Annotated in this window: 21 protein-coding genes; 4 read left to right on the top strand and 17 right to left on the bottom strand. The window is 63.1% G+C overall.

What is annotated here, in order from left to right:
• Positions 1 to 10: 10 nt before the first annotated feature.
• The 6 genes from NKH41_RS04250 to NKH41_RS04225 are packed head-to-tail and all read right to left on the bottom strand — an operon-like array spanning position 11 to position 5,314.
• Entirely contained in the window at positions 11 to 943 is a 933-nt protein-coding gene (locus NKH41_RS04250) for a glycoside hydrolase 5 family protein (protein WP_352768292.1), read from the bottom strand.
• A complete protein-coding gene (locus tag NKH41_RS04245; RefSeq protein WP_352768295.1) occupies positions 936 to 1,697 on the bottom strand; it encodes a TIGR04290 family methyltransferase in 762 nt (253 codons plus the stop codon). The genes NKH41_RS04250 and NKH41_RS04245 overlap by 8 nt, the downstream gene beginning before the upstream one ends.
• Before the next feature lie 2 nt (positions 1,698 to 1,699).
• Positions 1,700 to 2,500, bottom strand: a complete 801-nt coding sequence (locus NKH41_RS04240) for a nucleotidyltransferase family protein (RefSeq protein ID WP_352768297.1) — start codon at positions 2,498 to 2,500, stop codon at positions 1,700 to 1,702.
• Positions 2,500 to 3,603 (bottom strand): CgeB family protein, encoded by a 1,104-nt coding sequence (locus NKH41_RS04235; RefSeq protein WP_352472875.1) that lies wholly within the window; start codon positions 3,601 to 3,603, stop codon positions 2,500 to 2,502. The genes NKH41_RS04240 and NKH41_RS04235 overlap by 1 nt, the downstream gene beginning before the upstream one ends.
• A 14-nt stretch (positions 3,604 to 3,617) precedes the next feature.
• Positions 3,618 to 4,214, bottom strand: coding sequence for a histidine phosphatase family protein (locus tag NKH41_RS04230; protein WP_352472876.1), 597 nt, complete (start codon positions 4,212 to 4,214; stop codon positions 3,618 to 3,620).
• Positions 4,211 to 5,314: an inositol-3-phosphate synthase gene (locus NKH41_RS04225; RefSeq protein WP_352768301.1), complete on the bottom strand. Its 1,104-nt coding sequence runs from the start codon at positions 5,312 to 5,314 to the stop codon at positions 4,211 to 4,213. The genes NKH41_RS04230 and NKH41_RS04225 overlap by 4 nt, the downstream gene beginning before the upstream one ends.
• A gap of 239 nt (positions 5,315 to 5,553) precedes the next feature.
• Between NKH41_RS04225 and NKH41_RS04220 the strand changes: the two genes are divergently transcribed.
• Positions 5,554 to 7,299, top strand: a complete 1,746-nt coding sequence (locus NKH41_RS04220) for a hypothetical protein (RefSeq protein ID WP_352768304.1) — start codon at positions 5,554 to 5,556, stop codon at positions 7,297 to 7,299.
• On the opposite strand, the gene NKH41_RS04215 is transcribed toward NKH41_RS04220, so the two are convergent.
• The 9 genes from NKH41_RS04215 to NKH41_RS04175 all read right to left on the bottom strand — a co-directional run bounded on the left by NKH41_RS04215 (position 7,236) and on the right by NKH41_RS04175 (position 16,496).
• Positions 7,236 to 7,433 carry a hypothetical protein gene (locus tag NKH41_RS04215; protein WP_023676132.1) on the bottom strand — a complete coding sequence of 66 codons (198 nt, stop codon included), beginning with the start codon at positions 7,431 to 7,433 and terminating at the stop codon, positions 7,236 to 7,238. The two genes, NKH41_RS04220 and NKH41_RS04215, sit on opposite strands and share 64 nt — an antisense overlap.
• A 109-nt stretch (positions 7,434 to 7,542) precedes the next feature.
• Positions 7,543 to 8,589, bottom strand: coding sequence for a UDP-glucuronic acid decarboxylase family protein (locus NKH41_RS04210; RefSeq protein ID WP_352472879.1), 1,047 nt, complete (start codon positions 8,587 to 8,589; stop codon positions 7,543 to 7,545).
• Positions 8,590 to 8,612: 23 nt separating this feature from the next.
• The gene (locus tag NKH41_RS04205) at positions 8,613 to 9,722 is read right to left on the bottom strand and encodes a CgeB family protein (protein WP_352768308.1); all 1,110 of its coding nucleotides are present in this window, start codon (positions 9,720 to 9,722) and stop codon (positions 8,613 to 8,615) included.
• On the bottom strand, positions 9,719 to 10,813 hold the full coding sequence (locus tag NKH41_RS04200; protein WP_352768311.1) for a CgeB family protein: 1,095 nt from the start codon (positions 10,811 to 10,813) through the stop codon (positions 9,719 to 9,721). The genes NKH41_RS04205 and NKH41_RS04200 overlap by 4 nt, the downstream gene beginning before the upstream one ends.
• Entirely contained in the window at positions 10,810 to 11,940 is a 1,131-nt protein-coding gene (locus NKH41_RS04195; RefSeq protein ID WP_352768314.1) for a CgeB family protein, read from the bottom strand. The genes NKH41_RS04200 and NKH41_RS04195 overlap by 4 nt, the downstream gene beginning before the upstream one ends.
• A gap of 2 nt (positions 11,941 to 11,942) precedes the next feature.
• Positions 11,943 to 13,043, bottom strand: a complete 1,101-nt coding sequence (locus tag NKH41_RS04190; protein ID WP_352768317.1) for a glycosyltransferase family 4 protein — start codon at positions 13,041 to 13,043, stop codon at positions 11,943 to 11,945.
• On the bottom strand, positions 13,028 to 14,320 hold the full coding sequence (locus tag NKH41_RS04185) for a TIGR04295 family B12-binding domain-containing radical SAM protein (protein ID WP_352768319.1): 1,293 nt from the start codon (positions 14,318 to 14,320) through the stop codon (positions 13,028 to 13,030). Before NKH41_RS04185 ends, NKH41_RS04190 begins: the two co-directional genes overlap by 16 nt.
• Positions 14,317 to 15,393, bottom strand: a complete 1,077-nt coding sequence (locus NKH41_RS04180; RefSeq protein WP_352768322.1) for an NAD-dependent epimerase/dehydratase family protein — start codon at positions 15,391 to 15,393, stop codon at positions 14,317 to 14,319. The genes NKH41_RS04185 and NKH41_RS04180 overlap by 4 nt, the downstream gene beginning before the upstream one ends.
• A complete protein-coding gene (locus tag NKH41_RS04175; RefSeq protein WP_352768325.1) occupies positions 15,390 to 16,496 on the bottom strand; it encodes an NAD-dependent epimerase/dehydratase family protein in 1,107 nt (368 codons plus the stop codon). The genes NKH41_RS04180 and NKH41_RS04175 overlap by 4 nt, the downstream gene beginning before the upstream one ends.
• A 272-nt stretch (positions 16,497 to 16,768) precedes the next feature.
• Here NKH41_RS04175 and NKH41_RS04170 point away from each other — a divergent pair, with 272 nt between their 5' ends.
• Positions 16,769 to 17,038 (top strand): hypothetical protein, encoded by a 270-nt coding sequence (locus NKH41_RS04170; RefSeq protein WP_352467978.1) that lies wholly within the window; start codon positions 16,769 to 16,771, stop codon positions 17,036 to 17,038.
• 24 nt (positions 17,039 to 17,062) lie between these two features.
• On the opposite strand, the gene NKH41_RS04165 is transcribed toward NKH41_RS04170, so the two are convergent.
• Positions 17,063 to 17,650 (bottom strand): response regulator, encoded by a 588-nt coding sequence (locus tag NKH41_RS04165; RefSeq protein WP_352768328.1) that lies wholly within the window; start codon positions 17,648 to 17,650, stop codon positions 17,063 to 17,065.
• Between the two features lies 1 nt (position 17,651).
• On the bottom strand, positions 17,652 to 17,849 hold the full coding sequence (locus NKH41_RS04160; protein ID WP_352502190.1) for a hypothetical protein: 198 nt from the start codon (positions 17,847 to 17,849) through the stop codon (positions 17,652 to 17,654).
• A 166-nt stretch (positions 17,850 to 18,015) separates the two neighbouring features.
• Between NKH41_RS04160 and NKH41_RS04155 the strand changes: the two genes are divergently transcribed.
• The gene (locus NKH41_RS04155) at positions 18,016 to 21,120 is read left to right on the top strand and encodes a CheR family methyltransferase (protein ID WP_352777659.1); all 3,105 of its coding nucleotides are present in this window, start codon (positions 18,016 to 18,018) and stop codon (positions 21,118 to 21,120) included.
• An 8-nt stretch (positions 21,121 to 21,128) separates the two neighbouring features.
• Positions 21,129 to 21,476: a response regulator gene (locus NKH41_RS04150; RefSeq protein WP_352502221.1), complete on the top strand. Its 348-nt coding sequence runs from the start codon at positions 21,129 to 21,131 to the stop codon at positions 21,474 to 21,476.
• Positions 21,477 to 21,506: the final 30 nt, after the last annotated feature.

Genomic DNA, 21,506 nt, shown 5'->3' with positions numbered 1-21,506 from the left:
CCGAAGCTCCTCACGCTGCGGAGGCGCGCAGCCTGCCGACCGAAGGGGCAGCGATGCTGCCGGCATATCGGCGCGTCATTGCCGCGCAGAAGTCGGCGAATTCCTCCGGCACCAGCGGCGGACTGCTGTGGTGCGGCATCATTCCGCGGTGTTCCGGCGTGAAGCAGAAAGTAACCGTCACGTCGAAGTCGGCCAAAGCTTCCATCTGCCGGTCGAACCAGTCAAGTGCGTTCGGCCTGAAGCTGTCGGCCCAGGAAAGCCCGGTGCGCAGATTGGTGACGCCGAGGCGTTTCATCCAGGCAACGGCATCGTCCAGCCGGTGATCTTCGAAATGGAACCACTGCACCAGTCCCATTGCCGGCGTGTGGTGCAGGAACTCCTCGAGCGCGGGCTTTGGCGTGCCGTCCTGGCGGAGCAAGCCCATGTAGAAATGGCGGTAGTAAGACGAGCCTTCCGCCTCGCGATGGCGCGTCGTCGCTTCCCACTCGCGCGGCAGGTCGTAGAGGCTGTACCATTGGATGCGCGGTGCGTTGCCGATCAGCAATTCCGCGGTCCGGCGCAGGCCCCAGACCTGTACCTCCTCGGCGCCGAAGGTCGACACGCCGACCTCGCTGACCCATACCGGAAGATCGGTGACAGCCGAAATCTCGCCGATCTTCTGCGGCCATTCGTGGATCTGCCAGAGGTTCCAGTCGAGCGGAAAGCCGTGCACGGCGACTGCGTCGACATGATCGAGCACGCCGAATTCCTTCATCCGTGTCATGAAGCCGGCATCGATCGGCGAGATGCCGCCAAGGACCTTGGTCAAGGCCGGATTCTCCAACGCGATCGCGTCGGCGGCCAGGATTGCCGTAGCGGCGAAGCGACTCCAGTCGGGGTCGAGCTCGGGATCCCAGTGGGATTTGTTGTTGGGCTCGTTCCAGATCATGGCGGCTTCAATCATTTATCTGTCCTTTCGACGGGTAGACGGCGGCGCCGCCGGCCGGCACGTCGCCGGTGCGGCAGAAATAGACCTCCTGCTCCGGTTGCAGCACGATCTCGAAGCCGGCGCTGCGCAGCATGGCTTCGGTGCAGGCGCGATTGGGAATCCACCAGTTGGTCGGGTCGTCGGCATAGCGATGCTCGATGAAATGCAGCTTTGGGAACTCCGGCCGGTCGAACAGGTCGTGGGTCCAGAAATGATAATTCTGCTCGAGCGCCGGCACGTTGGTGCTGCCGCGCTGCATCGACTGGAAGATCATCAGGTCCCGGGCGACGTGCTCCCGGATCAGATCGAGTGCGAGCAAGGGATGGCGCAAATGGTAGAGCACGCCCATGAACAGCACGATGTCGAACCGCTCATGCAGGGCGCCAACGTCGTAGACCGAGAGCTGCCGGAATTCGATGTCGCAGTCTGCTACCTCGGCGGCAAAGCGCGCCTGCGCCAGGTAAGCCTCATCGAAATCGATGCCAAGCACGCGGCCGGCGCCGCGGCGTTTCATCTCGATCGAATAGAAACCCGCATTGCAGCCTATGTCGAGCACCGCCTTGCCGGAAAGATCGGCGGGAATGGCGTCGGCGAATTTGCGCCATTTGATCAGCGGATAGTTGCCAAGGAAATGGTCGGGAGCGGTTTCGATGCCGGCCAGTTCCATATTGTGGAACCATGGGCCGAGCGCATCGATACGGCGGCGGATTTCGGCATCGGAATGCAGCATGGCTAGCCTCTTTCGCCTGCGAGGACAGGGACGTGCTGGTGGCTGGCCAGCGTAATGTCGACTTGATCGTCCCTGGTACCGGCGGCGCTTTCAAGCAGGCGAAGTGCGGTGCGGTAGCCGTTGAAGGTGCCGACGTCGACATAGGCGGTGCCAGCCTTGATGCCGCAGGCATCGCCTCCGGCGGCGAGATAGGCATTGACCAGCGTGCCGATATATTCGTCGCACCGGTCCCGTTCCCGCCACAGCGCGGCGAGCTGGTGAAGGGTGCGGCCGGGCATCTTGAACGCACCCCAGATCCAGTTCGACGCGGCATTCTGCTGTTTGACCTGGATTTGCTTCACCCGGCTGTCCTGGTCGACAACGACGGCGTCGAAGAACTCCGGCTGGTCCACCGGAAACAGCAGGAAGGACAGGCCGTCGTCCGGGAGGGCCAGGAAGCCGTCTTCGGGAAACCAGATCGTATCGGGCAACCCGACCAGAACGGTCTCATCGGCTGTGACGAGCGGTGCGGCACGGAAGATGGCGTCGCAAAGGCCGACCGGAGAGGGCTGCACCACAAACAGCGCAGTCGCGTCGGCATAGCCGGCAGAATAATATTCGAGGATATCCGACTTACCCGAGCCGATGACGAAGCAGATCTTGTCGGCCCCCGCGCGCACCATGCGGCGCACCAGGTATTCGCTGACCGCGCAAGGCCGCTCGGTGTTGCCGTCGATGCGGCTGCCGACCGGCAGAAGCTCCTTCGAAAAGCCGAGCGGCTGGATGCGGCTTCCCCGTCCGGCTGCGGGCACGATGCCCAACATCAAACTGCCTCCTTCAACGGCTCGCCATGCGTGGAGCCGTGCAGTGCATCGGACAGGATGCGGTCGAATTCCTTCGCGCGCCGTGCCGAGGTGTGTTCCTCCAGCACCCGCTCGCGCGCTCGGCGGCGGATGGCGTCAAGCTCGGCGTCGGACAGGTCGAGCGCGGCGACCACGTCGTCGGTGCTGTTCGCCACGACGATCTCTTCGCCGGGCCGGAAAAAGGCCTCCAGTCCCGGCCATGTGTCGCTCACCATCGCGGCACCGCAAGCGGCGGCTTCGAACAGCCGGCCGGATGGGCACCAGCCCCTTTCTGCCATCGCCTCGCGGGTCACATTCAGAGTCAGCCGTGATGATGAAAAGAAGGCGGGGTGGTCGGCGGGCGGCAGGTGACGGACGAAGAAAATATTGTCGCTCCACGGGAATTCCTGCGGATATTGTGCGCCGCCAATGATGAAGCGGCGCTCCGGCAGGCGCGCAGCCGGACTGACCAGCAGCCTCTCGACCCCGGCCTGGCGGTCTGCCGCATAGGTCCCGAGATAGGAAAGGTCGCCGGCAAACTCCGGCCTGGGCGGAGCCGGCCGGTGTCGCTCTGGATCGACATGGCCGTAGAGCGGCATGACGTGGCGCGCACCCAGCATCGACCTCAATGCGTCGATCGCGGTTCCTCCCGTGTAGCTCAGCACGAGATCGAAATCGCGAAGCCCTTCCGGCCCGAAATAGGCCGGAGGCTCACCTTGTTCGATCCGCGCCAGCGTCACCGGCGTGTCCAGATCGTAGAACACCTTCAGTCCGCGGCAGGCCTGGTGGGCAAGGCGCGACGCGCTCACGGCATCGGGGCAATAGGAGGTGACGATGACGACATCGGCCTCACTCATCGCCTGCTCGGCAACGCTCTGGATGTCCTGCCAGTCCGGATAAAGGACAATGCTGCCGCCATCCAACTGATCGAGGTCGCGCGTCCCGGCATAATAGGGAGTGTTGCGTTCGAAGAAGGTGATGGACCAGCCCAGCCCGGCCATCGCCCGGATCAATCCGCGCCACAGTGTGGCGTGCCCATTGCCCCACGACGATGTCACGGTAAGACCGAAAATAGCCATGCGCATCCGGCAATTCCTCGTCAGGCAGCTTCGTTGAGTCTGATCAGCTTCGACCCCCAGTCCCCCCAAACAACCGTGGTGATCGAGGCTGGGTCGATATCGAAGCGAAAGCAGTTCCCCAGCGACAGGCCGAGCACCTTGCACACGGCGGCCTTGATGACGTCGGCATGGCTGACCAGTGCGACGCCCTGGTTCTGGTAGGTGCCGCGGACCTGCTCGATCAATGAGACGACGCGTTGCTGCACGTCCAGCATGGTCTCGCCGCTCGGTGTTCTCGCCTGCTGACGCTGGTCGTTCCACACCCGCCAGTCGGCATCCTGGTTCAGCTCCTCGAAGGTCTTCCCCGACCAGGTGCCGAAGTCGATCTCATCGATCTCCTCGCGGATCGCGATTTCACCGGCATTGCAGGCGAGCGCGATCGGATTGGCAGTCTCCTGCGTGCGTTCGCGCGGGCTGCAGAAGATTGCCGCTATCGCCTCACGTGCCATGCGGTCTGCCAGATGCGAGGCCTGTGCCTTGCCGGCTTCGCCGAGGCAAACGCCGGCCATCCTTCCGGCAAGATAACAGCCGACATTGTCGTGCGCGGCGTGGCGCACCAGAAAGAACGTCGTCGTCATTCCGCGGCATCGAGCATCGGCTCGTCCTTGCCGGCGATAAAAGAGAGCGTGCGCTGGCGCGCTTCCGCGTCGGTGAACTGCTCGGGCGGCGATTTCATGAAATAGCTGCAGGGACCGGTCAGCGCGCCCGCGATACCGCGGTCGAGCGCCAGCTTGGCGCAACGCACCGCATCGATGACGACGCCGGCCGAATTGGGCGAATCCCACACTTCCAGCTTGAGCTCGGCATTGAGCGGTACGCCGCCAAAGGTCGTGCCTTCGACCCGGATATAGGCCCACTTGCGATCGGTCAGCCACGGGACATGGTCGCTCGGCCCGACGTGAATGTTGCCGGGCTCCAGGGGAACGTCGATCTGGCTGGTGACGGATTGCGTCTTTGAGATCTTCTTCGATTCCAGCCGCTCGCGCTCCAGCATGTTGAGGAAGTCGGTGTTGCCGCCGAAATTGAGCTGGTAGGTGCGATCGATGCGCACGCCGCGCTCGCGGAACAGGTTGGCGAGCAGCCGGTGGACGATCGTCGCACCGACCTGGCTCTTGATGTCGTCGCCGATCAGCGGCAGGCCGTGCTGCTCGAAGCGCCGGCGCCACTCCGGCCGCGAGGCGATGAAGACGGGTATGCAGTTGACGAAGGCACAGCCCGCCTCGAGCGCGCACTCGGCATAAAAGCGCGTTGCCTCCTCCGAACCGACAGGCAGATATGACACCAGGATTTCGGCGCCGCTTTCGGCGAGGATCTTGCTGATGTTGGCGACGGGTTCGTCGGCCTCCACGATCTCGTCACGCAGATATTTGCCGATGCCATCCAGCGTCGGTCCGCGTTCGACGCGGGCGCCGGTAGGCGCTACATTGGCAAAGCGGAAAGTATTGTTCGGCGCGCTGTAGATCGCGTCGGCCACATCGCGTCCGACCTTGCCCTTGGCGATGTCGAAAGCGCAGACCACCTCGATGTCCTTGACATGGTAGCCGCCAAGATCGGCATGCATCAGCCCGGGTATGGGCTCATTGCTTCTTGCGTCGCGGTAATAGGTGATGCCCTGAACAAGGGAGGAGGCGCAGTTGCCGACGCCGACTATTCCGATCCGAACTTTCTTCGATCCCACGAAACCGCTGCCTATGCTGTTGAAGGTAAGTTCTTCGTGCCAAACCGCCTGCCTCGCTGATTGTTCCTTGCCGGCTGCAAAAATCGTGCAACCGATGGTGGATCAAAGTAGCGCTCGCCGAGTTGTGCAGTGAGGCCAACCGGGACGGGACAATGATCGTCTATGGCGACCACAAGCGAATTGAGAGCGCGCGACATGTTCGCAGCTCGGCCTGCGAAGCGGCCGGGCACATTGCGGACATGCCCAGCGGGATCGAACGCCACGCAGCCCTGGTCGGCCTGTTCATCAAGACCTCGGAATTGGTCCAGGGCCTTGCCGATGCTGAATTCGAGGCCAACGGCATGGACAGGAATTCCCGACAGCGGATCGCGGGCGCAAATCTCCTGGTCGGCTTGGCCCGGGACGTGGGCAGATCGTGGAGGGCCGGATTCGCCGTCGACGGCCCGATCGATGCCGACGTGCCGCGAATGCTGGCCGAACTCGATTGCGACGGCGAAATCCTCATCGGCACGGCCGAGGGCTACGCCCATTACGCGCTCTATCCGGAAAGCTATTTGGTCGCCGCGCGGCAGTCGGGTCTCGATGCGAACACATGCGTAATCGGCATCCGCAGCATCGGCCTGGGGCTTGCAGCGATGGTGGCTGCAGCCATCGGCGCACAGGCACCCGTCGGTGTCCGTCCGATCGGTCATCCGTTTCGCAGGCGGCTTGCCGCCGATCCGGAACTGATCGGCGGCTGGAGGACAAGGCCATCGGCCCATTTCGCTGTCGTCGATGAGGGCCCGGGCCTGTCCGGCAGCTCGTTTCACGCCGTCGTCGCATGGCTGCAAGCGCTGGATATCGATGCCGGGCGCATCCATCTGTTCCCCAGCCATTCGGGTGGGCCGGGTCCCGAGGCATCGGCGGACATCCGTGAGGCATGGACGGTTTGCCAAAAACACACCGCGGATTTCGAACGGACTTTCCCCGCGGGATCCGCTCTGCCGGCGCTGCGGGATTGGGTGGCCAGGACGATCGGCCGCACAGCGGTCAGCCTGATGGAAATATCCGCCGGAGAGTGGCGTCGCTTGCATTATGGCTCGCAGGATCATTGGCCACCCGTCCACCGCGGCTTCGAGCGGCGAAAGTTTCTTGCTTCTGCGGGCCGGGAAAAATGGTCGGTCAAATTCGTCGGCCTCGGTGAAATCGGAATGCACAAGGCCGAGACTGCCAGGAGGCTGCATGACGCAGGCTTTGGCCCGGAAATTGCCGGGCTGTGCCATGGCTTTCTCGTCGAACGCTGGAGCGACGGTGCAACGCTGGAGCGGGCAAGGCATTCGAAACAAAAAATGGTCGCTCATCTGGCGCGCTATCTCGCCTGGCGCGCAGCCAATCTGCCCGCCTCCGGGCCGGGTGCCTCGCTGGAGGCGCTTGCCGACATGGCCGTGCGGAATACCAGCGAGGCGCTGGGCGAAAGCCGCGCGGCGGAGCTGCGGAACTGGTTCTCGAAACAGGCTTCACCAAAGACCATGCAGCGGGTCGAAATCGACGGGCGGCTTCATCCGTGGGAGTTCATCCTTTCGCGCGGCGGAACGCTGATCAAGACGGACGCCCTCGACCATTGCCGATCGCACGATCTGATCGGCTGCCAGGACATCGCCTGGGACATTGCCGGCGCCCGTGTCGAGTACAGCCTCTCCGATGCGGCGACTGCGGCACTGTGCAAAGCTGTCGAGGCGACTACGTCTCGTCCCGTCGATGCCAAACTGGTCCACTACTACGAGCCCTGCTATCTCGCCTTCCAGCTTGGCTTGTGGAGCATGGCTGAGCGATCGGGCGATGATCGGGAACAGATCCGGCTGGCGGCCGCGGCAAGACGTTACGCTGCCGCGCTGCTTCGTTTCCTGGAAAGCCAAGGCGACCTGCGGCCCTTCGAGCGGGATCAGTCCAGCCGGCGCAGCATATCCGCTTCCTTTTCGAGGATGGCGGCTACCTCCTCGCGCTGAAGATGCGTCATCATCAGGCTCACACAACATTCCAGATAGGTGATAGAGGCGCGCCGCAGGAAGGCAGCCGTCTCCTTTGCGGCCATTTGTTCGATGTCTTTGGCGGATCGCTTCGGATGCACAATCGTCTCCATGCCGGTACCTTGGCAGAACCAGAAGCTGGACGGGTTGTTCCCGCGACGAGAAAAAGTGACCAAATCCGAAACGACCGCGCGATCATACAGCGGCCAGACGCTCCTCGCCTCAGGCCGGCAGGTTTTGCAGCCGGCCTGATGCAGAACGCACGGTGGCGGCAATTCGACGTCTTCTGTCGATCATCTGCGCCGTCTCAAGCTCGGCAAAATAGCCGATCGTGTGCATCAAACCCTGCCTGAGCGGCACTTTTGGCGACCAGCCGAGAAGCTTTCTTGCGCGGGAAATGTCGGGTTGCCGACGACGAGGATCGTCTTGCGGCAGCGGCAGGAATTTCAGGCCCGATTTGGTTGCGGTCATGCCTCTCACCAGGCTCGCCAGTTGCAGGATGGTGAACTCCCCCGGATTGCCCAGATTAACCGGCTGGCGTGGATTGGGATCGACCTCCATCAACCGGATCAAGCCGTCGACCAGATCGGAAACGTAGCAGAACGACCTGGTCTGCAGCCCGTCGCCGAATATCGTCAGCGGCCGTCTCTCGAGTGCCTGCATGATCAGATTGGAAACGATCCGTCCGTCCGCAGGGTCCATCCTGGGACCATAGGTGTTGAAGATGCGCGCGACACGGATATCGGCCTTTCCCATTCTCAAATAATCGAAGCATAAGGTTTCGGCGGTGCGCTTGCCTTCGTCATAGCAGGCGCGGGGCCCGATGCAGTTCACGTGGCCGACATAGTCTTCCTTCTGCGGATGCTGTTCGGGATCGCCATAAATTTCGCTGGTGGACGCCTGCAGGAACCGGGCGCCATTGCGCGCGGCGAGCTCCAGCAGATTGAGCGTTCCGATGACGCAAGTCCGCGTCGTATGGACCGGGTCGGCCTGGTAACGCGGCGGCGAGGCCGCGCACGCCATGTTGAAGATGCGGTCAACCGGTTCGCCAAGCTCCAACGGTCGGCAAATGTCTTGCTTGATCAGCCGAAAATCCGGACGATCGGCGATCGATGCTATGTTCTCCATGCGGCCGGTAAGGAAATTGTCGACGCAGATCACGCGCCAGCCGGCCTGGAACATTGTCTCGCAAAGATGCGAACCGAGGAAACCTGCGCCGCCGGCGACAAGCACGGTCTTGGTCCGTTGCGCCTTTCTTGATAGCTGCATCTCTATCTTCTCCCGTCTGCGGGTCATGCTGCGCTCTCGACGTCCAGATCGAGAACAGAACGTGGCGATTTGGCCTGCGCCAGCAGCGAAACGAATTCGCGAGCTCTTGCGATGCTTGTGTGAGCTGCGAGGATGAGCACGCGCGCCTGCCTGGCCATGGCAAGCCGGGCGCCGTCGGATTCCCCGGACAGGATACCGACTACGTCCTCGGTCCTGCGAGCCGTGTGGATCGTCCGCTCTGGAAACAGGCTGTCCAGTCCGGCCCAGCTATCGCTGATGATCGCCGTACCGCAGGCGGCTGCCTCGAAGAGGCGCACGCTGGGCGACCATCCGGCCGCGATCATGGAACTGCGCGTGACGTTCAACGTGTAGCGTTGGCGGCTGTAAAAGGCGGCGTGATCTGCCGGCGGCAGGTGTTCGATGCGATCCACATTGTCCGGCCAGGCGATTTCGCGCGGATATTGCGAGCCTGCCACGACGAAGCGGCGCTCCGGCATGCGACGCGCCGGTTCGAACAGCAGCGTCTCCAGCGTCGCCTGGCGGTCGGGGCTGTAGGTGCCGAGATAGCCGAGATCCCAGCGGATTGGATCACCGGTTCCGTGATGCCGTTCAGGGTCGACGGAGCAGTAGAGCGGCTCGGCCCGCCTCGCGCCGAATTCCGCCGTCAGACGGGCAAGCGTCGGCCCGCCGGTGAAGGAGAAATAGACGTCGAAATACGGGACCTGCCGCCTGGCAATGTACTCGCAATCATCGGTCGAAAGCTTTGCCAGCGTGATCGGCGTGTCGATGTCGTAGAAGCAGAACTGACCCGTGCACAGCGATGCCACGACGTCGATGATTTCAGGGCCTTCGGGAACGAAGGAGCCGACGACCACGATATCGGCATCGCGCAGGCAGCGCGCAAAATTGCGGCGAAGATCATCGATCGTTTCATAGTAGCGCAAGGCGCAGAAATCGGGATCGCGCAGATCCCGGTGACTTGCGTACCACGGCACGTCGCGTTCGAGAAAAGTGACGCGGTGGCCGAGTTCGTGGAGACCTTTAAGCAGCCCCCGAAAGGTGGTGGCGTGGCCGTTTCCCCAGGATGAGGAGAGCGACAGGCCAAGAAAGACGATGTCGAGCGGCTTTGTCATTCGGCCGCCTCCACGGTCGGACGCTCGAAATGGCGCCTGAAGATGGCGTCGGCCAAAATGGCACGTGTCGTATAGGTATGTTCGCCAAGCACGCGCCGAAGCGCCGATGTCCCGATCGCCTTAGCCCGTTCGGCACTAAGGCTTTGCATGATCTCGGCGACGTCCTCGCCATCGCGCGCGACCAGGATTTCCTCTCCGGGTTTCAGGAACAGGTCCACGCCGAGCCAGGCGTCGGTGATGAGGCATGCGCCGGCGCCCGCCGCCTCGAAAACGCGCGTCGCAGGTGAAAAGCCATTGGCCGCCATGCTGTCGCGGCTGATGTTCAGCACCGCCTTGGCCGTGACGTTCAATGCATTGTGGTCACGCGTGCCGACATGGCCGAGCCATCGGACATTGGCGGGCATCTGCTTGTCGCCCCAGCCCGATCCGCCGAGCAGGAAGCGCTGATCGGCGGAGCGGCTGGCCGGGTCGAGGAAGAAGGCCTCGACGCGCGCCTCGCGGTCCGGCAGCCGGTTGCCGAGAAAGGCGAGATCGCAGGTAAAGCGCATATCCTTGCCGACCGGATGATGCGTTTCCGGATCGAGCGCATTGTAGATCGGCACGCATTCGGCCGCCCCCATTGCCCGATAGGCCCAGACCACCGGGTCGCCGCCGCCATAGGTCAGCACGAGGTCGATTTCCTGCAGCGCGCGATGCAGCGGATGGTCGGGCTCGTCGCGCAACTGGCCAAGCGTCGCCGGCGCATCGACATCCCAGAATACGGTGAGCGCATCGGCACGGGCGTGACCGAGCACCGCCCGCAGGAGCGCGTCGTCGGCGAAACCGACGCCGCTCGCCTTGACGACGATATCTGCCTCCGCCGCTCGCGCCGCCACCTGCATCATGGCATGCGGAGTGGCCTCGTAGACGACGACGGCACACCAGTCCGGCGCCTCGATATCGCGGTTCTTCTGGCGATCGTAGACGTCCGGCTCGTAGAAGGTGATGTCGTAGCCGAGCCTTGCCAGGGCCTTGAGCAGCCCGCGGTAATAGGTGGCCGCGCCGTTCCAATAGGACGACAGCAGGCTCGACCCGTAAAATGCGATCTTCATTCGGCGGCCTCCTTTGCAAGGATCGTGTCGGCGGCTTGGCGGTGCCCGCATTCGGCGAGCACGCCGAACAGCTCATCCGCCCGGTGCCGGCATGTGTGCCGCAAGCGAATGGTCTCGAGGCCCGATGTCGCCAGAGAAGCGGCGAGATCCGCGTCGTGCAGCACGGCGCGAAGATGACGCCGCATCTCGGAACCGTTGTTTGCAAACAGAAAATCTACGCCGGGCCTGAACAGGCGTTCGACATCGGACCACGGCGCCGAAACGAGCGGAATGCCACAGGCGAGCGCCTCGAACATGCGGATGGTCGGGATGCCGGGCAGGCTTTCGCGGTATGGACGCCTGGGGATGTGCACTGTGATGCGGTTTGCTGCAAACGCCTTCGGCACGTCGGCGTTGGCGATCCAGCCTTCGTAGTGCAGGCCGGCGACCGCAAGGTCGGCGAGCGCTTGCCGTGGATAGCGAACGCCGTGGACGGTGCCGCTCAGGCCGAGTTCACGCACCGGGTCGACCAGGAACTCTCTGATTTCGGCACTGCGCTCGTCGTCGCCCCAATTGCCGATCCAGATCAAGTCGGCGCTGCGCTCGATTTCAGGATGCGGCTGGAACAGGTGGTCATCGGCTGCCTCGTGCCAGGTGAAGACCCGCTTGCCCCATCCGGCGCGAAGATAGCTTTCCCGCAGCGCCTCGCCGAAGGCTAGCACGCCGTCGTAATGTTCAAGCCGCAAGGCGGAAATCGCTTGCGTAGCCGAAATAGCGCGATGGTGCGTGTCGTGGAACAGCAGCGTGAAACGGCCGCCAGTTGCTTTCGCCCTGCCCAGCCGCGCAACAAGGTCCGGCTCGGTCCACTCATGCACGATCACCACATCGGCATCGGATATCCAGGCTTCGTGGTCGAAGGCGGCATCATAGGTGACCGGCATCAACTCGGGGAAATCCTTCCGGAATCGCTCGATCGCGAAGGACCCTTTCTCGGCTACCAGGTTCGACCGGCTCCAGCCGTCGGCGGGTTCCAGCGCGATCGTCTGGTGCCCGCGCGCGACCAGCTCACGCATGATGCCGCGCAGGAAATGTGCGTTGCCGTGGTTCCAGTCGGAAACGATCGAATGGGTGTAGAACAAAAACCGCATGATCAACTATCCGCCATGGTGGCCAGGGCCGCCTTGTCGTAGACGCCGCGCATGGCGGTCGCCTGTCTTGCCAGTGAAAATCTGCGGCTTCGGCGGGCGGCTGCCTCACCGAGTTCTCGCCGGCGCTGCGCGTCGCTGCAAAGGTTGTTGATGCATCTGGCGAGATCGTCCGGATCGCGCGCGTCGTAGAATAAGGCCGCGCCGTCCCACAATTCGCGATAGGTCGAGATATCGGCGAGCACCAAAGGCGTCTTCGACATCGCGGCTTCCAGCGTGGCCAGACCGAACGGTTCGTAGAGCGACGGCGATACGAAAATGCCGGCCCGCGCCATCAGCGAGCGCACTTCCTCATGCGGCACCGGTCCGACGGGAATGGCGTGACTGAAGCCAACATGCTGGCCGTCCGGGCCTTGCAAGGAGCCGGCGACGAAGACCGGCCATTGCGTCAGGGAGGCGGCCTGGTCCAGCACCGCCGCATTCTTTCCTTCGTCCCACCAACGCGCGGCGGCGAAAACCACCGATTCCCGCCTTTCGCTCTTCGCGCCGGGCCGTGCGCCGTTGCCGACGACGCACAGGCGCGCGATCGGCCCGTAGCAGGTTTCGAGCATGTCGGCATGGCTGCGGCTGGGTGCAACGACCATGCCTGCTTTGTCGAAACCGCGCCGGTTGCGGTCCTTCTGCCAGGCCCATTCGCCGTCCGCCGCCTGTCCCTTGACGGCGTGGAACCATGTCACCACGCAGGAATGCGACACCGCTATCACCGGGCATGGCACATCGAGCCCCGCGGCCTGCGTCGGCGCGTTGAGATGGACGATTTCGACGGCGTAGTCACGTATGAGCGGGTGCAGCTCCTGCTGCAATGTATCGAGGTCGTGCTCGTTGCGGGTCATCCAGTCGGGCGGCGTGTTGAGCCAGGTCAGCGGCGCGAATGACTGGGCCTCCTCCGCCTGCTGCCTGGACGGTTCCGGACCAAGCCCGGCAAGCACGACGCTGTCGCCGCCGGCGACCAGTTGCCTGGCCAGATCGAGCGCATAGCGCCAGACGCCACCGACGGCATCGACGGTCATCAGTATGCGACGCGGCGGGCTCAGCGTCCGCAACATGTGGCCTCCAATTCGGCCAGCGGACGCGGACGCTTCTCCTGGATGTCGCTGAACGTTCGGAAGGATGCGAGGTAATGTTCATGCGCGCGCTCCCAGGCGAGATCGTCCGGCTCGCCCCAAAGTTCGCGGTAGCTCGGCGAGCTCGGATAAGGATAGAGCGGCACCGGTTCGTTGGCCCAAACGCCGTTGTCGATCAGGTGCTTCCGCCAATAATCGACGAGCGCGGGATCGTCCTCGACCACGCCGATCAGATTGGCCTGCACGAACGGCACGTGGCGCCTTGCGTCGACCAGCAACGCGGCCAGCTCCTCGGTGCCCAAACGGCAGCGTTTTGCCAGCATGGCGCGGCCTTCCACCGTCAGGCTTTCCAGGCCCGCCTCGATCGAGACGCAGCCGGCGGCACCGAGCAGCTTCAGCAATTCCGGCTTCCAGAGGTCGATACGGGTCTGCACGCCGAACTTCACATCGCGATCGACCAGCGCTTCCAGCAATGCCTTTTGCGGCAGGAAGATCTCGTCGATGAAGTAGATGTAGCCGACACCCTGTGCGATCAGCCGGTCGATCTCGGCGATCACTGCTTCGTGGTTCCGGCGGCGATAGGCATCGCGGAAATCGATCTTGGCGCAGAAGCTGCAATTATACGGGCAGCCGCGCGACGCCTCGACCTCCGCGCCAAAGCCGACCTGGTTGTCGTCGAAGCGGTGATGGTGGTGCGAATGGGCGGCAATCCAGTCCGATGGCCATTCGAGCGGCGGGTGATCGATGAACGAGCTCGCATGCACGCCGCCGTTCGAGACCAGTTCTCCATCCTCGAAATGGGCCGTGGACGGCACCGCATTCCAGTCGTCGCGCCGGGCAAGTTCCGCGACCACTTCCTCGCATTCGCCGCGCACGACAATGTCGACGCCAAGCTTGCGCAAAGTCGGCGTCGGCGTCGCCGAGCCATGCGGCCCGACAGCGACGGTGCGGCCGCCGCGCCCGGCAAGATGATTGAGGAAATCGGCCGGCACCCGCAACTCGGGCGGTGCGCAGCGCCAGAACAGGTAGGTCGGCGCGGTGCTGACGACGGTCATGCCAGGCTCGAATGCGGCGACGCGATCGGCGAGCGCGGCGTTGTCGAGCTTCTGGATCTGCCCGTCCAGTATCAGCACCTCGTGGCCGGTGGCTTCGAGCAGCGCTTTCGAATAGCCGAGTTCGAGCGGCAGATGCGGCTGGCGGCAGCCGAAATAGATGCTGTCCTGGTACGTCCAGGACGGATTGACCAGGGCGACCTTCATGCCACGTACCTCGCCGGTTCGGGATGCGGGTCGAGGCGATGACGCTGCAGCCAGTCGGCGAGGTCGCGGATGCCGTTTTGCCACGGGACGTGCGCTTTCCATCCCAGCGCCTCGATCGCGCGTGTGTCGGCGACGAAGAACGGCTGGTCGCCGGTGCGTTCGCGGTCATAACGTATCGAAACGTCCCGTTTCGTTATGTCGCGAATCTCCTTCAGCAGCATGCGCAGGCTGACGGCGTTTTGTGGTCCGCCGCCGAGATTGAATGCCTGGCCGCTGATTTCCTTGATCCGGTCGAGCACGGCGCGATAGGCCGCGACCGCATCGGCAACGTGGAGGATGTCGCGCACCTGCTTGCCGTCGCCATAGATGGTGATCGGCCGGTCGGAGAAGGCGCTAAGCAGGAAGTGGGCGACCCAGCCCTGATCCTCCGTCCCGAACTGGCGCGGTCCATAGATGCAGCTCATGCGCAGCACCGCCGTCGGCAGGTCGTATGACTTGGCGTAGTCGAGGACATACTGGTCCGCCGCGCCCTTGGAGCAGCCATAGGGCGTGCAGAAATCGAGGCCGCGCGTCTCGTCGATGCCGTGCGCATGGATGGCCGCGTCGCGAGGCGCGTATCTGCCGTCTTCTTCGCCCATGGCGAGGTCGGCGAGGCGGCCATAGACCTTGTTGGTGCTGGCGAAAACGACGGGAATGCGCTTGCCGCCGCGGCGCGCGGCTTCCAGGACGTTGAACGTCCCGCGCAGGTTGATGTCGAAATCCTCGTCCGGTCGAACCAGGCTCGTGGTGACGGCGGTCTGCGCGGCAAAGTGGAAAACCGCCTTTGAACGCGCCACCAGCGGCATAAGCGCCTCTGCGTCGCGGATATCGGCGATTTCGATGGTCAGGCGGCTGCCGTGCTTTTGCGTCAGCCATTCCAGGTTCTGCTCGACGCCGGGACGGCTCAGGTTGTCGATGACCAGCACCGGTTCGCCGTCCGACAACAGGCTGTCGGCGAGGTTCGAGCCGATGAAGCCGCTGCCGCCGATAATGGCGATGGGCATTTCGCGAAAATCGGGTGACTCCGGTCTCATGATACCAGCCCTCGCGCTTCGAGTTCCCGCTTCATCTCGGCGCTGCGATCGATGGCGACCGTGTTGCGCACCCAGGCGACGAAATCGCCGAGCGAATGCTCCAACCGGTACTGCGGCTGGAAGCCGAGCAGTTCGCGCGCCTTCGAGATGTCGGCAAAGCAATTGCGGATATCGCCGGAGCGTGCCTTGCCGAGGATTTCCGGCTGGCGGCCAGGCACGCCCATTGCTTCGGCGAGCAGCCGGGCGACGTCGCTGACCGCGTAGGCCCGCCCGCTGCCGATGTTGATGACGTGGCCGCGTGCCTGCGGCTGTTCCAGCACCAGCCGGAAGGCGCGGGCGACGTCGCGTACATGCACGAAATCGCGCTGCTGTTCGCCGTCTTCGAAGATCAGCGGCCGCTGGCCATTGGCGATGCGCGAGGCGAAGTTCGCCAACACGCCGGTATACGGGTTGGAGAGTGCCTGTCCGGCGCCGAAGACATTGAACAGGCGCAGCGCCACCGCATCGACCCCATAGGCTTCGCCGAAGATCAGTACGGCGCGTTCCTGGGCGTATTTCGTCAGCGCGTAAATTGAGGCGAGATCGACCGGTTTCTGTTCGTCGGTGGGCAGCGGCGACAGGACTTCACCTTCTGGGGACAGGGGATTCCATTGGCCGCTGCGGATATCGTCCGGCTGCCGTCTTGCATTGTCGATGCGCCGGCCGTCCGGCGTCGCATAGAGACCCTCGCCATAGACGCTCATCGACGAAGCAACGACGATCCGTTCGATCGGGCGTTTGATCAGCGATTCCAGCAACGTGGCGGTGCCGAGGTCGTTGGCGCCGACATAGCGGGCGATCTCGTACATGGACTGTCCGACACCCACTTCAGCCGCCAGGTGAATGATCGCGTCGACATCGTCGACCGCCTCTGCGATGGCATCGCGATCGCGAACGTCGCCTTTGATCAGTTTGGCGCCTGGCGGCAGGCTGATTGCCTCGCCACCATGCACCTGGTCCAGCAGCGCATCGAGAATTGAAACCCCATAGCCATGTTCAACGAGTTCCTGGGCGACGTGGCGGCCGATGAAACCGCAGCCTCCCGTGACCAGTATACGTTTCACGACAACTCCTCATACGAATGGCTTTGCCGCCCCAAACTTCCGGGCGAAAGGTTTGTTCCCTTGCTTCAACAAAGTTCCCGGAACGCTGCGCTCCGAAAGCGACCCCGCCTTGGGCTGGGCACGGGAACATCGAAGCGCGCTTGGTGTTAGGAGCCATAATCAACCAACCGCGCGCACATGCCGGGCAGCAATGCATCTGCTGGTTGTGTGAGGGCAGACCGGAGCAACGCGTGAGATCTCGCGGCCTGCGGTGGAATCGAAGGGAGATTGCGATGTCTGAATCCAAGACGACCACCGATCACGACGAAATCCGCCGTTGGGCCGAGGACCGCGACGGGCGACCGGCGGTGGTGCGCACCAAGGGCGAGGGAGGCATACTGCGCATCGACTTCGGCGAGCCTGAAGAGACGTTCGAGCCTGTCGAATGGGACGAGTTCTTCAGGATCTTCGATGAGAACGAACTGGCCTTCCTCTACCAGGATGAGACCAGCGGCGGAAAGACCAGCCGCTTCAACAAATTCGTCGAACGCAGCCGGAAGTAGGGTCGCGGCAAACAGCGGCCACGGTCAGTGCAGCAGGTTTGGCCCGCGTGCCCTGACGATGTTTCGCATGATGCCGTTGAGCCAGTCCTCCGTGGAGGAGCCGGATCGTCTCTTGTCGATTTCGCCGATGGCCTGTTCGAGCGTTCGCTCGACCAGCCGGTCGGAGGCCTCCACATCTCCCAGCAGCAGGCGCGCCGCGAGCCTGAGCTTGGGCAGCAGCGAAAATACGTCGTCCGAGGGCTCCGACGCTCGGCCTGCAGGCGTCTCGGCTGGGAAGAGAGCATCGAAGACAGCCTGGCCGTTCGAGGATTTTCGGAGGCTGCTGGCATAGCGAAGGCGCTCAGGAATAACGATGTCTTCATCGCCGCTGAAAAACACGAACGGCACGCCACGGCGCATCAACTCGTCGGCGATCGGGAATACCCGTCGTCCGTTGAGATTGACGTCCAGGATCGCGGCCTCCGCCTCGTCCGTATGTTTCGATGCCTGTTCGACCGTCGCCACTGGGCCAAGCACGACGGCGCCCATCTTGCTGAAGTAACGTGCAAGATCGCCCGCCAGCATCCATTCGTCCTCGACGATCAGGATATGCAAGCCTTGCAGGTCGCGCACCTCATTGTTCCTTCTTCCTGCGGAATTTACGGCTGTCGGCGCGGACTTCCGCAAAATGGCGGGCCAGGACCTCTTGCAACCGTTCCGCGAGCGCGAGCAGGCGAGGCGGGATGTTTTCAGATACCGGGAACTTGGTCAGATCCGGCGAGGGCAACAGGATTCGCTTGGCCGGCTTTATTTCAGGTGGTCGTCTTGCCATTGGAACCGCCTCCGAAGCCAAATGTTAATGCCCAGCCGCGGTGCTTTGTTCCGTTACTGGACTATTTACTGGCCTCAGGCTCGGCCCGGTCTTAGTCTGAGGCGTGATTAGGGTCTGAGGCCCGATTTGACGGCTTTGTGTTCGCGGCTGTTACCAGGGGCTTGGCGTGGCATCCCAGAATGGCAGATTTCCCATAGTCGGCGTCGGTGCATCGGCCGGCGGCATTCCGGCGATGGAGGGCTTGTTCAAGGGAATGACCGGCGGCACCGGCATGGCGTTCGTCGTCGTCACGCACCTCAGCCCGGAGCGGGAAAGCCTGCTGCACGAGGTCATCCGACGTTACACCGAAATGCCGGTCTTGGTGGCCGAGGAGGGGGCAGCGGTCCAACCCGACCAGGTCTATGTGATGCCGCAAAACGTCGTTCTCACCATCCGTAAGGGCGCGCTTTCGCTGCGCCGGCCGAACACGTTCAGCCGCGAGCGCAAGCCGATCGATATCTTCTTCAGCGCATTGGCCGAGGACCAGGGCGAGTATGCCGTCGGCATTATCTTGTCGGGTGGCGATTCGGACGGCACGCTCGGCGCCAGGGCAATCAAGGAGCATGGCGGGCTGACCATTGCCCAGGCCTCCAACGGTTCCGGCCCGCGCAATCCAGCCATGCCGCAGAGCGCGATTTCGAGCGGCCTGATCGACATAGCGGCGCCCGCCGAGCAGATCGGTGCAAAGCTTCAGGCGTTTGTCCGCGGTTTCGACGTGCTGAACGGCCTGACCGAAGCAGACGACGAACACAAGGCCGAGATGGATCGGGCCCGCGATGAAATCTACGCCATTTTGCGCAGCCATTCCGGTCACGACTTTTCCGGCTACAAGGCCAAGACGTTCCTGCGTCGCGTAAAGCGGCGCATGCAGATAACGCAGCTGCAGTCGATCACCACCTACACAGAACGGCTGAAAAGGGATCCGGACGAGGTGGCGAAGCTGTTTCGCGACCTCCTCATCAACGTCACCAGCTTTTTTCGCGACGCCGACGCGTTCAAATTGCTGGAGGACAAGATCATACCGCAGATTTTCGAAGGCAAGAACGCCTCCGATGCGGTGCGTGTGTGGGTGCCCGGCTGCGCCACCGGCGAGGAGGTGTTCTCGATCGGCATGCTGATGCGCGAGCGCATGGAGAAACTTTCGGCGCCGCCGCGCGTCCAGATATTCGCGACCGACATCGATGAGCCGGCGCTCGCGGTGGCGCGTGCGGCACGTTATCCAGAAGCGCTGCTGCACGGGCTTTCGCCCGAGCGCAGGCAACGCTTTTTCCACAGTGACGGCGAGAGCTATGTGCTCGGCAAGGAGGTGCGCGAACTGTGCATCTTTTCGCCGCACAGCATTATCCGCGATCCTCCCTTCTCGCGCATCGACATGATTTCGTGTCGCAACCTGCTGATCTATTTCGGCCCGCAGATCCAGAACCGGGTCATCCCGATCTTCCACTACGCGCTGCGCCCGGGCGGCTATCTGTTCCTCGGGACCTCGGAAACCATCGGTCAGCACGGTGACCTGTTTGCCACGGTCGACAAGAAGCAGCGGATATTCCAGGCGCGGGAACATGCCACGCCGCGGCCGCCGGTCCTGATCGGCAATGGCCGCACGGGTGCCCTTCCGGTCGGACGCGGCGGCTCGAAGAAGGATGCGGCCAGCCATTCACTGCGCCAGGCGATCGAGGCTCAGGTGCTGGAGCGGTTCGCCCCGCCTCACGTTCTGGTCAATGGCGATGGCGACATCGTCTACTATTCGGCGCGGACGGGCAAATATCTGGAAGCGCCGCAAGGCGCCCCGAGCCGGCAGTTGCTGACCCAGGCCCGCCACGGGCTGAGACTGGAACTGCGCGCCGCGTTGCGGGAAGCAGCCACGACGCGCCGCACGGTCGTGCGGGAGAATATAGCGGTCGAGGAAGACGACGGACAGCTTCAGTTCATTACATTGACGGTCGAGCCATACACGGAACGCGGTAATGGCGAGCCCCTCTACCTCGTCCTGTTCAATCCGGTGGGACAGTCCCAGATCCGCTCCGAGCCGGCACACGAAAGCCGCGGCACCGACGACGCGGCCAATCTCGAGCGGGAGTTGCGCGACACACGCGAGCGGCTGCAATCGACCATCGAGGAATACGAAACCGCGCTGGAGGAAGTAAAATCTTCGAACGAGGAACTCGTCTCCGTCAATGAAGAGGCGCAGTCGACCAATGAGGAGCTTGAGGCCTCGAAGGAGGAGATGCAGTCGCTCAATGAAGAGCTAAACACCATCAACGCGGAGCTGACCGGCAAGATAGAGGAACTCGATCGCGCCAACAGCGATCTCAGAAACTTGTTCGAAAGCACGGAAATCGCCACCATCTTCCTCGACCGCAACCTTGTGGTGCGGACCTTTACTCCCGCCGCGTCGTCGTTCTTCAACTTGCGTCCGTCCGATGTCGGCCGCCCGCTGACCGATCTTTCGAGCCGACTCGACTACCCCGAGTTGAAGCGGCACATCCAGGCGGTGTTCGAGACGGGAGAGACCCTGAACCATCACCTTGCGCGCGATGACAACGGCCGGTTTCACCTGGTTCGCATCAACCCTTATCGGGACAAGAGCGGCGGCGTCCAAGGCGTGGTCGTGACCATGATCGACGTGACGACGCTGGCGCAGGCGGAAGAGCGTCAGCAGGTGCTCATCTCGGAGCTGAACCATCGCGTCAAGAACATGCTGGCGGTCGTCGCCAGCATCACCAACCGGACCCGTGAAAACTCGGCGTCGAAAGACGAGTTCGCCGACGCCTTGATCGGCCGCCTGCAGGCGATGTCACGAGCATACAGTCTGCTCTCGCGAGAAAGCTGGACCGAAGCTTCCGTCGAGGAACTGCTGCGCCAGGAACTCGATCCCTTCGGGGCCGAACGGTTCGAACTCCATGGCAAACGGGTAAGCCTCAAGCCGGTACAAGGGCTTTCCTTCGGCATGGCAATCCATGAACTGGCGACGAATGCCGCGAAATATGGCGCACTTTCGAAACCTGCCGGGCGGATAGTCGTGAAATGGTTGGTGGCGGACGGAACCTTCAGGCTCACTTGGCGCGAGAAGGGCGGCCCCCGAATCAAGGAGCCAACCGACAGCGGCTTCGGCCTTACTCTTCTGCGCGGAGAAATCGGCTACCGGCTGGGCGGAAAGGTTGAAACAACTTTCCACTCAAATGGTTTGGAGGCGGAAATCGCATTCCCTCTGACCCGTGAGGGCTCGTCGTGACCGGAAAGATGCGTGTGCTGATCGTCGAGGACGAATGGCTGATCGCCGACGACGCGGCGGCTTACCTGCGCAAAGCCGGCCATCAGGTGGTTGGACCTGTTTCGTCGGTAACGGCGGCACTCCGGCTCGTTGGCGAAGGCGGGATCGACGCCGCGTTGCTGGATATCCAGTTGAACGACGAGACCAGCTATCCGATCGCGGAAGCGTTACGGACGCGCGGTGTTCCGTTCGCCTTCCTCTCAGGCTTTGGCGAACGCGAAATTCCAGCCGGGTTCCGCGCTTGCAGGATGGTGCAGAAGCCGGCGAGCCAGAGTGCGATCCTGAATGCCGTGGATGAACTCGCGCGAGCCGGCTGAGGTCGCGATTGAAAGTCGCGCCAAGTCACA

Source organism: Mesorhizobium sp. M1169, assembly GCF_040318345.1.
Classification (GTDB): domain Bacteria; phylum Pseudomonadota; class Alphaproteobacteria; order Rhizobiales; family Rhizobiaceae; genus Mesorhizobium.
This window is presented reverse-complemented; position numbering and strand designations above follow the sequence as displayed.

What these genes read in the sequence shown, in the direction of transcription:
- NKH41_RS04200 (WP_352768311.1), bottom strand. Translation starts at nt 10,813, where the DNA reads ATGAAGATCGCATTTTACGGGTCGAGCCTGCTGTCGTCCTATTGGAAC.
- NKH41_RS04195 (WP_352768314.1), bottom strand. Translation starts at nt 11,940, where the DNA reads ATGCGGTTTTTGTTCTACACCCATTCGATCGTTTCCGACTGGAACCAC.
- NKH41_RS04160 (WP_352502190.1), bottom strand. Translation starts at nt 17,849, where the DNA reads ATGGCAAGACGACCACCTGAAATAAAGCCGGCCAAGCGAATCCTGTTG.
- NKH41_RS04150 (WP_352502221.1), top strand. Translation starts at nt 21,129, where the DNA reads ATGCGTGTGCTGATCGTCGAGGACGAATGGCTGATCGCCGACGACGCG.
- NKH41_RS04190 (WP_352768317.1), bottom strand. Translation starts at nt 13,043, where the DNA reads ATGTTGCGGACGCTGAGCCCGCCGCGTCGCATACTGATGACCGTCGAT.
- NKH41_RS04170 (WP_352467978.1), top strand. Translation starts at nt 16,769, where the DNA reads ATGTCTGAATCCAAGACGACCACCGATCACGACGAAATCCGCCGTTGG.
- NKH41_RS04220 (WP_352768304.1), top strand. Translation starts at nt 5,554, where the DNA reads ATGCCCAGCGGGATCGAACGCCACGCAGCCCTGGTCGGCCTGTTCATC.
- NKH41_RS04250 (WP_352768292.1), bottom strand. Translation starts at nt 943, where the DNA reads ATGATTGAAGCCGCCATGATCTGGAACGAGCCCAACAACAAATCCCAC.
- NKH41_RS04205 (WP_352768308.1), bottom strand. Translation starts at nt 9,722, where the DNA reads ATGACAAAGCCGCTCGACATCGTCTTTCTTGGCCTGTCGCTCTCCTCA.
- NKH41_RS04185 (WP_352768319.1), bottom strand. Translation starts at nt 14,320, where the DNA reads ATGAAGGTCGCCCTGGTCAATCCGTCCTGGACGTACCAGGACAGCATC.
- NKH41_RS04245 (WP_352768295.1), bottom strand. Translation starts at nt 1,697, where the DNA reads ATGCTGCATTCCGATGCCGAAATCCGCCGCCGTATCGATGCGCTCGGC.
- NKH41_RS04230 (WP_352472876.1), bottom strand. Translation starts at nt 4,214, where the DNA reads ATGACGACGACGTTCTTTCTGGTGCGCCACGCCGCGCACGACAATGTC.
- NKH41_RS04215 (WP_023676132.1), bottom strand. Translation starts at nt 7,433, where the DNA reads ATGGAGACGATTGTGCATCCGAAGCGATCCGCCAAAGACATCGAACAA.
- NKH41_RS04180 (WP_352768322.1), bottom strand. Translation starts at nt 15,393, where the DNA reads ATGAGACCGGAGTCACCCGATTTTCGCGAAATGCCCATCGCCATTATC.
- NKH41_RS04235 (WP_352472875.1), bottom strand. Translation starts at nt 3,603, where the DNA reads ATGCGCATGGCTATTTTCGGTCTTACCGTGACATCGTCGTGGGGCAAT.
- NKH41_RS04210 (WP_352472879.1), bottom strand. Translation starts at nt 8,589, where the DNA reads ATGCAGCTATCAAGAAAGGCGCAACGGACCAAGACCGTGCTTGTCGCC.
- NKH41_RS04240 (WP_352768297.1), bottom strand. Translation starts at nt 2,500, where the DNA reads ATGTTGGGCATCGTGCCCGCAGCCGGACGGGGAAGCCGCATCCAGCCG.